At 45.2% G+C, this 12,549-nt stretch carries 9 protein-coding genes, 1 pseudogene and 1 riboswitch; of the genes and pseudogenes, 5 read left to right on the forward strand and 5 right to left on the reverse strand.

Features of this window, described 5'->3' with window-relative positions; all coding sequences use genetic code 11:
• The first annotated feature begins 540 nt into the window (after window positions 1-540).
• From U1I11_RS04430 to U1I11_RS04450, 5 genes and pseudogenes are all read left to right on the forward strand, one after another.
• Entirely contained in the window at window positions 541-1,242 is a 702-nt protein-coding gene (locus tag U1I11_RS04430; RefSeq protein ID WP_322904130.1) for a class I SAM-dependent methyltransferase, read from the forward strand.
• A 423-nt stretch (window positions 1,243-1,665) separates the two neighbouring features.
• Window positions 1,666-1,800, forward strand: a pseudogene (locus U1I11_RS04435) (DUF4256 domain-containing protein); the annotation flags it as partial.
• A 29-nt stretch (window positions 1,801-1,829) separates the two neighbouring features.
• Complete coding sequence (locus tag U1I11_RS04440; RefSeq protein ID WP_322904132.1) at window positions 1,830-2,375, forward strand: hypothetical protein; 546 nt, start codon at window positions 1,830-1,832, stop codon at window positions 2,373-2,375.
• 174 nt (window positions 2,376-2,549) lie between these two features.
• A riboswitch (M-box (ykoK) riboswitch) is annotated at window positions 2,550-2,718 on the forward strand.
• Window positions 2,719-2,937: 219 nt separating this feature from the next.
• Entirely contained in the window at window positions 2,938-4,575 is a 1,638-nt protein-coding gene (locus U1I11_RS04445) for an NRAMP family divalent metal transporter (RefSeq protein ID WP_322904134.1), read from the forward strand.
• Between the two features lie 148 nt (window positions 4,576-4,723).
• Entirely contained in the window at window positions 4,724-5,293 is a 570-nt protein-coding gene (locus U1I11_RS04450) for an SF0329 family protein (RefSeq protein WP_322904136.1), read from the forward strand.
• A gap of 522 nt (window positions 5,294-5,815) precedes the next feature.
• Here the strand turns inward: U1I11_RS04450 and U1I11_RS04455 are convergent.
• From U1I11_RS04455 to U1I11_RS04475, 5 genes are all read right to left on the reverse strand, one after another.
• A complete protein-coding gene (locus U1I11_RS04455) occupies window positions 5,816-6,574 on the reverse strand; it encodes an SDR family oxidoreductase (protein WP_322904138.1) in 759 nt (252 codons plus the stop codon).
• Window positions 6,575-6,913: 339 nt separating this feature from the next.
• Window positions 6,914-7,507, reverse strand: coding sequence for a GNAT family N-acetyltransferase (locus U1I11_RS04460; protein ID WP_322904139.1), 594 nt, complete (start codon window positions 7,505-7,507; stop codon window positions 6,914-6,916).
• Window positions 7,508-7,801: 294 nt separating this feature from the next.
• Complete coding sequence (locus U1I11_RS04465; protein WP_322904141.1) at window positions 7,802-9,211, reverse strand: multicopper oxidase family protein; 1,410 nt, start codon at window positions 9,209-9,211, stop codon at window positions 7,802-7,804.
• A gap of 14 nt (window positions 9,212-9,225) precedes the next feature.
• A complete protein-coding gene (locus U1I11_RS04470) occupies window positions 9,226-10,443 on the reverse strand; it encodes a multicopper oxidase family protein (RefSeq protein ID WP_322904143.1) in 1,218 nt (405 codons plus the stop codon).
• A 436-nt stretch (window positions 10,444-10,879) separates the two neighbouring features.
• Window positions 10,880-12,481 (reverse strand): phospholipase C, encoded by a 1,602-nt coding sequence (locus U1I11_RS04475; protein ID WP_322904145.1) that lies wholly within the window; start codon window positions 12,479-12,481, stop codon window positions 10,880-10,882.
• Window positions 12,482-12,549: the final 68 nt, after the last annotated feature.

Consider the following 12,549-nt stretch of genomic DNA (forward strand, 5'->3'; position numbering starts at 1 on the left):
CAGTACCATAGGATGGATATTGGTTCAAATATAATTTGAAATGATACTTATTTTCTACCAAACAGTCAGCATCCCGCTGAGAACATTAAAGCAATCGCAATATTATGCTTCGGACATTTGCAAGGATATATGGAATGATGGAGCAAACGCTAGTCATACCGATCCTTTGCGAGGCAATACATGATGAAAGTTCGTTTGTCAAAGTTCATGCGGAAGCGGCGTTGGACGATATTCGTATGTTTTGTCCATCTAATGAGTAAGGAAAGAATCAGTTTCTTCGTAGCAGAAAGTCTACAGTTGAAACAGATGCAGCGAGGAGAACGCTTACTGTTACTCGTACAATGAAGCTATAAACTCATTCCAGTTTGAACAAACACGAGCTAACCATGTACAATAAGACTAATCTATCGACAGCCTCCATTACTATCGCTAGATGATACAGTTAAATTGGCAGAGTTGAAGAAATGATATTGCAACAGAGCAAGCAATATGACTAATGATTCACAACGAGCACAGTATAGAAAGGTGAGATGAGCGAAGATGAGTAGAGACGAGATGAGTTTAGATTTGAGCCGGATTGTATTTATTGGGAGAACGTTTCAAGAATATTTGTCCATGTTCAATTTGACAGCACAGCAGCTAATCGGGCGCCGAATATTGGATTGTCCGGCAGGTGCATGTTCGTTTACAGCGGTTGCCAGTGCGTTAGGGGCGGATGTGACCGCAACCGATATGGCGTACTATTATCCATTTGCACAACTTGCGGAAAAAGGGCTTGCAGATATTGAACATACGATGCTGCATATGGAAAAGGTGCAGTCCAATTATGTATGGGATTATTTTCAGTCTGTTGCTGGATTGCAGCAGCATCGGTCGCAGGCGTTAGCGGATTGTGCTGCGCATATGCAGCAATTTCCAGAACGTTATATTCCGGCTACATTGCCAACGTTACCGTTTGAGGATGATGCGTTTGATTTGACGTTGTCGGCTCATTTTTTGTTTACGTATGCGGATCGTTTGGATATTGAGTTTCATTTGCAAACAATCGGGGAATTGTTACGTGTGACAAGGCAGGAAATACGCATTTTTCCATTGGTCGATCTGTCGTGTCGAACCTATGAGCATTTGGATCAATTGCTTACGTATATCGAAAGTAGCGGTTATCGAACGGAGGAAGTGACGGTTGCTTATGAGTTTCAAAAAGGGGCTAATCGGATGTTGCGCATAGTGAAAGATGAATGAGAGATCGACAGTAATCGTTAGACGACAAAACCGTATATTGTTGCAAAAGACAAGTGCATACGCGTAACTTGTCTCCATTTCATTCACGATATGTTTAGCTCGTCATCGCTTGATCATAAACATGTTTAGTTACGTCCAAAGCTGATTTTGAATGCAGACAACGGGACTAGCCGCTAACCTGCTATAAACAACCTAAGATAATAACTAGGAAAATAGAGTACAGCGTACTAACGATGTGGACGTACAACTCCATTTTATATCGACAAGAGGGGATAAATTTCCCTCTTTTTTATATTATAAGCTGCATAAATTTTTGTGCTTGTAAAACAGGCATGATGGTCATTAAATAAACTGAAGCGAACTGATGGCGAGCCGGATGTGCTCGGACAAGATGCTGTAACTGAGTGATATTTAGTTGGCGATTGTACTGCCAAAAGTCCAAAAGGACACAGAAGTATAGGTTATGATCGCGCCGCATTGCAGTCGAGAAAAGAACATAAACCTGCGTTTGAGGCAGGGTTTTCCACACCAATCGCGAATGTTACTTTAGGCAGTTAGAGATATACGATTGGATAAGGAGGATCAATATGGCGCTTCAAGCAGAGACGTTAGTTGAAGAATGGCTGAACAAAAATGGATATTTTACGATTCGTGGAATACGGGAAAAGGTAAATGAGATCGATTTCCTGGCGGTCAAATATGACGCTGAAACCGGATGGGAATATATTCATTGCGAAGTACAAGTCAGTGTCCGCCCGGTCGCTTATATTAGCAAGCTGACCAAAACACAGATGGAAAAACTCGGTGTACAATCGAAAACGAGTGCTAAAGCTAGAAATTCCGATAATATAAAAGATAGTGTCAAAGCATGGGTCGAACTGAAATATACGTCCGATAAAAAACAAAAGCTAAGAGATGCGGTCGTCAATGGAGCGAATTGGAGTTACTGGTTTGTACATGGAAAAGTAAAAGAAAGCCAGGAGCTGGAGGCAATCGAAAAGCAAGGGGTACGGCTAATTGCATTTAAAGATATTTTGCATGACTTGACGCTCAATACGACGGAGCATAAATATGCGGCTGCTGCTGCCGGTGATCTGATCGAGCTGATGAAATTGCTCAATACGCAGGAGTAAACGCTGTGGCGGATTTTCCATCATTATTTATGTTCAAAGATGGCATTTATGCCACAAAATAGTTCGCTATCCATTAGTAAAATGAGCACAAAATCGATATAGTTTTTTTGAAAAAAAAGCAGTTGACAACTCGTTCATACGCGAGTAGACTTACCTTGGATATGAAAATAATATAATATTTCTCGTTAGGCGAGGCTCCTGTACAAACACAGGCTACTGCCCGGAAACATCGAAAGATGCCAATGGGTAGAACAGGTATTGCCGGATTAAGGCTCTACTTAAGGTAGCTGAGTGAAGTTCACTCTACGTTGTACAGTGCCGAAGCTCAACCAGGGGAAATGCTCGTGAACAGCCATGTTTTTTTGGCATGTGTCTTCATCCCCCTGTGCTTTTGACAGGGGGATTTTTGCCTCTAGGGGCTTTGATGAATAACCAATCCAAGCATAAAGGAGGTGGCAGGTATGAGTGATGGCGCCAGTATACCAGGTCGATCGTGTAGTTTACCGTTCATTTTGGCTGATCATTTTAATCCATATCGTATATTTCAAGGAGGTCGTTCGACATGCAAAACCAAGCTCAAGCTCGTAACCTGCCACCAGCCGTACTCGATCAAGCACATGTAGGGGATATTCGTGGTGCATTTGGCACCGTTCGTGAACATGATCTAGGTCAACGTAAAACATGGCTCGCTCGTCTGCGCACATTGCTCGTCATTATGGGTCCAGGTCTGATCGTTATGGTCGGTGATAACGATGCTGGTGGTGTAGCCACTTATGCACAAGCGGGTCAAAATTATGGAACTCATCTGCTGTGGGTGCTGTTGCTGTTAGTTCCAGTGCTGATCGTCAATCAGGAAATGGTCGTCCGTCTCGGTTTGGTTACCGGTGTCGGTCATGCCAAACTTATTTTTGAACGGTTCGGTCGTTTCTGGGGTGCGTTTTCGGTAGGTGATCTGCTGTTTGTTAATTTTTTGACATTGGTGACCGAATTTATTGGTGTCGATCTGTCGATGTCGTATTTCGGTGTTAGCCCTTATATTTCGGTACCTGTTGCGGCAGTGCTGCTGATCGCTTCGACACTAACCGGCAGCTTCCGCCGCTGGGAAACCGTTATGTATCTGTTTATTGCCGTTAACTTTTTGGCGATTCCGCTGGCGTTCATGAGCCATCCGGTTGCAGGTACAGTGATTCATGACTTTTTCATTCCGCAAATGGGATCGCATTTTGATTCCAATATGATGTTGCTGATTATTAGCATGGTAGGTACAACGGTTGCACCGTGGCAATTATTTTTCCAACAATCGAATGTGATCGACAAACGTTTGACTCCACGCTGGATGGGATACGAACGGGCAGACACTGTGATCGGTTCGTTTGTCGTCATTATCGGAGCGGCTGCACTCATTATCGCGACCGGCTTTGCGTTTCATGGCACAAATCTGGCAGGCGCGTTTGTCGATGGAGGCGCTGTTGCCAAAGGATTAAGCGCTACGCTCGGCTCCTTTGCTGGCACCTGTTTTGCGATTATTTTGCTGAATGCTTCGTTAATCGGAGCGGCTGCGGTTACACTGTCTACTTCGTATGCGATTGGCGACACATTTGGCATTAAACATTCACTGCATCGCAAAGTGTCGGATGCACCCGGCTTTTATATCAGCTATGCACTGCTCGTACTGGTAGCAGGCGGAATCGTACTCATTCCACATGCACCGCTCGGTGTGATCACAACAGCTGTTCAAGCGCTTGCCGGCATTTTGCTGCCTAGTGCGACTGTATTTCTGCTGCTGCTGTGCAATGACAAAGAAGTGCTCGGCCCTTGGGTTAACAAACTGTGGCTCAATATCGTAAGCAGCTTTATCGTCGGTGTGCTCGTGATGTTGTCCTTTATTCTCGCTGCACAAACGCTGTTTCCAAACATCGATATTTGGCTGTTTATTAAAGTGTTGATCGTCGTATTTGCAGCCGGACTGCTGGCAAGCATTATGATGCTGTATCGCAGCAAAGGCAAAGCGAATACGGCTGCAAAAGAAGCAGCGATTGAGATTGATCCACGTATGTGGCGGATGCCACCACTGCAAGAGCTGTCCAAACCAGTATGGTCGAAAACACGCAAATTCGGCATGATTGTGCTGCGCGCGTATTTGCTGATCGCTGTCATTATGATGATCGTGAAAGCGATCCAGCTCGGACTAGGAATGTAATTATACAAACGACGAAAGCTACCGAATACATTGTGTTCGGTAGCTTTGCTATGTATTCCTCACACGATCCGTGCTAATCTAAAGAGAAGTTGAAAATAAGCATGGTCATTAACGATACCAATGATCGGCTCGCAAAATAGGAGGGTTTATGTCCTGGAGTAAATTAAAGCAAAATTTGGAAAGTTTTCTTTGTCCGGCATTACAAGGAAAAGTGGAATACCGTGCTACAAGTTATCGGTATGCCCCCGATAAATCGGGCAATTGTTATATTACGGTCGACAAAAAGAATATTTTAAATATGAAAGACACGACCACACCGATTCGTTGGTACGAAAGCGAACAGGAGATCAAAAACAACCCGGATATCGATGTGCCGCTAACTGCACAAGAGATCGAAAACGTTAAACAGGATCGCAACGGCAATATTCCGGACGATCGTTTGCAGATTATCGCCCGCAATCGCAAGCTAACCGAGTGTGCGAAACAGATTTTGTCCGCCCAGACGGCGCTTAGTAAATCGAATTTTGATACGATGGCGAACCGATTTTTGGCACGTCCGATTGAGGAAAGTTTGGACAGTCCGGATATACTGCTTAATATTCTCGCTTTGATCGATCGTCGTGTAGGGAAGAAGCGGCTGCAAAATATGAGTGATACGGTCAAATTGAAGCATCCGGCGGTGCAATATTTCTATGAACTGCGGCGGCGTAGTTTTTGATCGTTACGGGTGGAGTGGTGCATCGCTCTTTTCGTTGCAGCAGTGTCGCGCAAAAGTTGATTTTGCCTAGCCAGGACGTGTAAACAAATTCGTAGGTTACGAGCTGCACTTCACTGTGGAAAGGAAATAAGGAGTAAGGACGGCTTTTGAGCATGGGAGTCTATCCCTTATTCCGTACCGCAGTGGTGGTTAGAATATTGGATCGTCCATTTTGAATGACTGTGAACTAGGCAGTGTCTTCAAACTTTCAGCGTTGTCATTTTATTGTTCAAGTTGATCGCGTTTTAGGTGAGTTGAGCTGCGTATACAAGCGTAATCTAATAAAAAAACGCATCGAACTGCCTACGAAGCAGTTTGAAGACACGCCCTAGTATGTTGCCATAACAAATAGTATACGGTTGGAAAACAAGCCTTTTACGAAGTTAGCAAAGCCGATCTTCTATTGCAGAAGATCGGCTTTATTTGTTATGAGCTGTATTTTAGGCTGTTCCAACAGCAATATTTCGTTTGTTCGTGTTCCGCTCACACCATATTTTTACTTGCCGCATACATTTGTTCTGTATATTTATCGATATCATCGCGTGACATACGCAGGCGATCTGCTGAGCTGCCGTAACCAATTTCCAGCTTGCCAGCTTGTAGTCCTGCAAAAATACCATCCGCAAATTCAGCGAGCGGTTCGCCATGAGTATGCAAATTGGCTCCTCCCAAATCGGTATTAACGGCTGGTGGAACGACTTCGATTACTTCAACTGCCGTATCGGATAGCTGATGCCGCAAACTCATCGTAAACGAATGCAGCGCCGCTTTAGTTGCCGAGTAAATCGGTGCAATCGCAAATGGCGTAAATGCAAGCCCGGATGTTACATTGATGATCGCCGCTGCTTCTTTTTGTGCCAGAAATGGAGCAAACAGCATACATAGATGAATCGGCGCGTCTACATTGGTTTCAATCTCTTTGCTAAAATAATCCCAATTGCGGCTCGCATCCGCTTTTAACATATGAAAACGCTGCTGAATCCCCGCATTGTTAACGAGCACATTGATGTCTGGACGATGTTCGTTCACCCAATCAAATAAGGCAATACGTTCGGAAGCAATGCTCAGATCGCATACCCGTATTTCAAGCCTGGACAGTTTGGCTTGTGCTTCTTGTAGCGCGCTCTCACGTCGTCCGCATATAATGACCTGATTACCAGCTGCGATAAATCGTTCTGCAAACGCAAGCCCGATTCCGGTTGCTCCACCTGTGATCAAAATCGTATTCCCTGACATGTTCATTCGTATCCCTCATTTCTTGGATTGTTGTTGCCACAATCATTAACGTTTGAACACAATCAACCTGCACGATCATGTCGCATCAGGTTGTCCATATTGTGCATAGAGCTTGTGCATTAATCCATCGTCTAGTCCGATGAATGTATCATCTACGCTCATTGTCGATTGAACAGATCGAACAATACAGTCTATAGTTTTGGCTATAAAATGAAGTTGTTAAGCGCCAACGAATTAAGATGTATGCACCATCGCATAAATATAGCTTGAAAACCATTACCCATAAATTAGCGATTCATTACCGTATAAATTGATTCGTCATGTACAGATCGATTTGTGCTGCCTTTACTCATATTCAGCCCCACGCACTTTGGCAAAAATCAGCGTATGTCGCAACGATCCTTGTGTATCCAGCTTATGATTGCGGAGCGTTCCTTCCAATGTATAGCCGCAACGCTCCGCTACCCGTGCGCTTGACACATTGCGTGCATCACAGCGGATTTCGATCCGATTCGCTTGCAAGCGTTCGATCGCAAATTCGGTTATCGCACGCACCGCTTCGCTAATGTAACCTTGTCCGGCATAAGCTGTAGACACCCAGTAGCCAATCTCGAATTTGCGCACTTGCCAGTCAATCGCATGTAGACCGCTACTGCCAACAAATTGCCCGGTCTGTTTATCGAGCAGTAACAGCCGCAAATCCCGCCGTTCCATAAATTGCACCTGCGCCAGCCGCAAATTTGCCTCCGATTGTTGCACTGTCGGAAGTTGCTGTGCCCACGGCATCCACGGTTGCAGCTCGTTAATGCTAGTACGAATCGCTTCATTCATCGCCGCACCGTCGCCCGGCTGCGGTGCTCGGATGAGTAGACGTTTGCTTTCGAAATGGTTGGGGATGTCGAGCAGGATAGGGTGGGAGGAGGTTGGGTGATTGGGCATGGGAGAGGGCTCCTTTCAAAAACGAGCTGGTGTAAAAATGATGTAGTCGTTCGTCTCATTTTAATTCAGAATATGTGAATTTCTCGTTCATTTAATTATAAATATAAGTGAGAATATTTAAACCTGATTTTAATATAGAACGACATAGCAACGTATAAAAAAGCATAATGACATACAACAAGCCTTATAGTTGATTGGCTTTGAACGGTATGTCATTATGCTCCAAGTAGTAGAGCTATGTTATTTACGTACAAATTAATTTCATTGTGCAAAACAATACGATAAACAATTCAATTAGGAATGACCCATCATATCCAGCGATTTGCTAAAATTTTTTGCCCTATTAGAACCAGTAGTACTTGCCGAACCCATCGAACTCATATCACTCATCGAACCCATCGCCCCCGCTGATCCCGACTGCTCCGTTCCCGTGCCGTGCACGATAAAATTCGTCATCAATCCACCCATTTCATCGTCATCATCGTCCGGATTGATCGTATGATCGAGAATATGGCAATGGAACATCCATATGCCTGGCGCATTGGCGGTAAATTCGATATCGACCGTTTGTTCAGGGGCGACCGAGACGACGTTCATTGCTATCGGTTTGGACAGATGGCGTCCGTCTTGGGCGACCAGTTTAAATGTATACCCGTGTAGATGCATCGCATGGAATGATTCTGCGCTACTGTTTACGATCCGCACGAGCACATGTTGACCTTGCTGAATCGACAGTTCGGGGGAATTGGGATACGGTTTACCATTTAACGTAAACACATTTTCCTCCACTTTCTGGTCAACGACAAAGGAACCGATATCGAATAGGGCGTTCACATCCGCATCCGGGTACTCTTTGCCTTGTACTGGGTCGACGAGCAGTACGCCATGCAGCCCGTGGTTAATTTGTTTGTCCATATCGGTCGTGCTGAAATAGCTGTGAGTGCCGACCATATCGTCCGTAATTTTGAATGTATACGTCAGGGACGCATTAGGGGCGACCGGATGATGCGGAATGCCGCCCATTGTGGCTGGAACTGCGATGCCGCTAAAGCCAAGACTGGTCGGTTCAGGCAGTTTATTTTTTAAAACGATGCTTATGGTGTCACCGACTTTTACGCGCAGTACCGGGCCGGAAATTTGACCATTGTATCCCCATGCTTGTATATTTTTTTGCTCATACAAATTCCAGATGAGCGGGGCGGCGGTGAGCACGAACTGTTTCGTGCCGTTGGCGAGTAGATGCGGTACCATGCCTTGCTCATTCATCGTACGGAGCGCCAGATGGTTTTGATGTGTAATATTCGCTTTCGTTAACGCATCGGTAGCGGCATCCAGTACGCCGGGTAGTAGATCGTTGGTCGCTAATGGCGGCGCAGCGACTGACGAATCGCTGGTGGATGAGTGCGCCGAAGCCGAAGCGGCTACAGAACTTGGAGTTGGCGAGGCAGACTGGGCTGCTTGCGCCAGTTGGACATAAGACGGCAGCGAAATTAATGCCAAGCAGAGCGATGTGGTGATCGCTGTTTTGACAGTGAAGCGGCAGCTATTTGGTCGATACCGATTGTTTTGTTTATCCAAGCTTGTCTGCCGCTTGCGGTGTATTGTATCGGATCGTAAGTTTTGTCGGTATATGCCGTATGAATAGCTTCCAAGCGTCAAAGCGATCGCGCTGCTGGCTGTGAGCCACAGTTCGTGGAATATCATCGCTACATTCCTCCTTACTTCACATGGATCAGCGTCATCATACCGCCTAGATCATCTGTTGTATCATCAGGATTAGACAGCTCGCTGGCGATGGTGCTATGGAACCACCAGTCCCCGGTTCGATTTGCTGTAAAAGCAATGTCCAATGTTTCGCTCGGAGCAATCGAGACGACACTAACGTTTTGCGGATCAGGCAATGGTTGACCATCTTCGGCTACGATCGTTAATGTGTAACCATCCAGCGTAATCGCGTGATAATCTTCGGCGCTCGCATTTACGAGTCGCAGCAATACACGTTGTCCTTTTTGCACCGTCATTTGCGGGGTGTACGGATAAGATTTGCCGTTAATTGTAAACGCATTTTCCGGATCAGCACCATCGACTTTGGTGGCACCGAGCATAAACAGTTTATCGACATCATAATGCTGTCCATCGGTAGTAGTGGTCGTTGTACCGGTATTGCTGCTCGGATCATCTACAATGATCGCGCCGTACATACCGGCATCTACCTGGAAATCGTCATCATAATGACTGTGATACCAATGTGTACCGATCATTTGCTCGGTAACGGTAAATTTGTAATGGAAGCTTCCGTTAGGCTGAATCGCTGGATTAGGCATACCTGGCACCCCATCCATTGCATTCGGCACTTGCAGACCGTGCCAGTGCACCGTCATCGGCTCGTCCAGTTGATTATGAACGATAATATCAACTTGATCGCCAACATTCAGACGAATAAGCGAACCGGGAATCGTGCCGTTAAAGCCCCAGCCTTCCATTACTTTGCCTGGGTACAGTCCCCATGCAAAAGTGGAAGCAGTTAGCACAAATTGTTTAGTGCCATCGGCTAATATCGTTGGCGTCAATGCTTGTTCGTTCATAAGATTGACGGCGCTTTGATTTTGTTGCTTGATATCTTGGTCAGTTAGCTTGAAATCGGTCGCCGTGGAAGTTGTGGAATTGCTTTTAGTTTTGGATGTCGTTGCAGATGGGGAAGAACTATTCTTCATCCCGGTCATCGTATCCGCTTTTGCGACAGGCGTCCAGCCAGTAGTTAGCAGCGCTAGTGTTAACACGGTAACGGTCATAACACATAAGGCAGTGCGGCTGAACATGTCATGGCGTTGGGTGCATTTATGTTGCTGTGAACGTAGCATTAGTTTGATCACATGAATCATCGTCCAGCCGAATCCAATTACGAGACTACATGCAATGATCGTTTGTATAATCATCGGTTCATCATCCTTTCATCATGCCAAAGTAACAACAGTAAAGCTACAAATGAACGTTAACGATAAACTACTGCGTTGACCGAAATTAATTTGAATGTTGAATAGGATGCAATTGCTGCATAATCGTGAAACGAGTACCCAACTAAAGTTGTAATTTAGATGGAGTTGATCAGACATTACATTTAAACCGGTCAAAGGACTACATCGTATCGAATACGAATCAATGTCTATATTTGTATATCGATTGTAAGCAACTGAATGAAAACAAAGCTGGATACCCATCCTGTCCAATGATCGGTATCCAGCCTGTTTTATAAAGGTACAAACACTTGTACATCCCATCAGCAAATAATCTGTCATATAAAACCTATATCAACATAAAAGTACATCATCATACTGATGTAGAAGTACGGTAGTCTAGGTAAACCGTAATAGATTATTTCATATCTTTATAAATTTGCGCGATATACTGTTTCGTTTGAATTGCCGCATCTTTTTTGCTTTCAGCTTCGCCAGTGTGCGGATTCAGGAACAGCGCTGTATTGCGGTCTTTATTTGTAAAATCAAACATATGCGTCAATGTGCCTGCCACTTCATCCATCGAATGGTTACCGATGCGTCCCAGTTTCCAGTTATCTTCGATAAATTTCAAAATACTGGATTGATCGGTCAGCGTATTATCGACAAAATTATGTTTGGCATATGGCGAAATGATCAGCAATGGCAGACGTGGGCCATAGCCGGCACGACCTTTATAATCGCCCATTTTAGGTGTGCCTGCATCGCCTTGACCGTTAAGCGTATCCAGCTTTGGATCGTTGGAGCCGTTAACGAGTGGTGGCATCACATGATCGTACCATCCATCGGAATCATCATAAGCGATAATGACGGCGGTATCTTTCCATTCTGGCAGTTGTTGCAGCTTGTTAATCGTATTGGTCAGAAATACTTGCTCATCGATCGGATCGGAATAACCGGCATGTCCATCTTCATACATTGGCGCTTTTAAAAAGCTGACTGCTGGCAGGTGACCGGAATCCGCTGCCGTCCAGAAGTCTGCCAGATCGTACTGATGGTTCGCACGATCGCTTTTGCCGATCATCGCATTGGACGATGGTGCGACATGGTTAGGGTTGGACGTCGATTTGTAATATTGAAATGGCTGGTGGTGTGGGCTGTAATCTGTCACTATATGGCCACCGATATTTTTGTGTTGTTCTTTGATATTGCGGAATCCGCCTTGGAACCAGCCCCATGTTACGCCTTTTTGGTTAAGCAGATCACCAACGTTTTTGTTCGTATCGTCCATTGCGGCAGTCGTACCGGTGGAAGCTTTATCATAATAAGGGTTGTAATCATCGGTAATAGTGCCGCTATCCAGTTGCGAAGTAGCTAGTTCGCCATGCTCGGTGGCATTGGCGCTGTACAGCTTCACACCATGCGTTTGTCCGGAGATCAGATTCAATGCACCCGGAGTAGATGGGCCATAACCGGTGCCAAATGAATTATCGTTCAGTGTAAAATGCTGCGCATAATTCCACATTGCCGTTACGGTATTGCCGTCAAAATAGTCCATTACGACGCTGGAGCCTTTACCGCCGTATTTAACGAACTGATCCATTTTGCCACCATTAAATGCGCTCTGTTCTGCCGAATAACTGTGATCCATATCTGCTGTCAGCGCCTGTGAACGATCCAGTCGTTGTGGATTGACACCATTAGGGTTTTTCGTAAGTAAAACGCCGCTTAGCCCGTTCACGGTAGGCGTATTGGCGGCTGGTTTGAATGCAGGCTCACCTTTTGGATTGACCGCATAAGGGTAGGTGCCAAAATAGTGGTCAAACGCGACATTTTCTTGAAAAAGAACGACCACATGTTTGATTGGTGTTGTGGTGGCGGAGGAAGTTTGTTTTACCGCTGCTTTAGCTTCTGCTGTCGGAAACAGCTGGGAGGAAGTTGGTGCCAGCACGAGTGCAGAGCTGAGCGTTGTCGCCATCAACAGTTTAAACGGAGTGGACATCAGTTTCTTGGTCATCATAAAGCCTCCATACATATTTAAGTAATTGCATACCTAGTATGAATTTATTTTATTAATTCTAATATGTT

Source organism: Paenibacillus campi (assembly GCF_034659835.1).
In the GTDB taxonomy this organism is placed as follows: domain Bacteria; phylum Bacillota; class Bacilli; order Paenibacillales; family Paenibacillaceae; genus Saccharibacillus; species Saccharibacillus campi.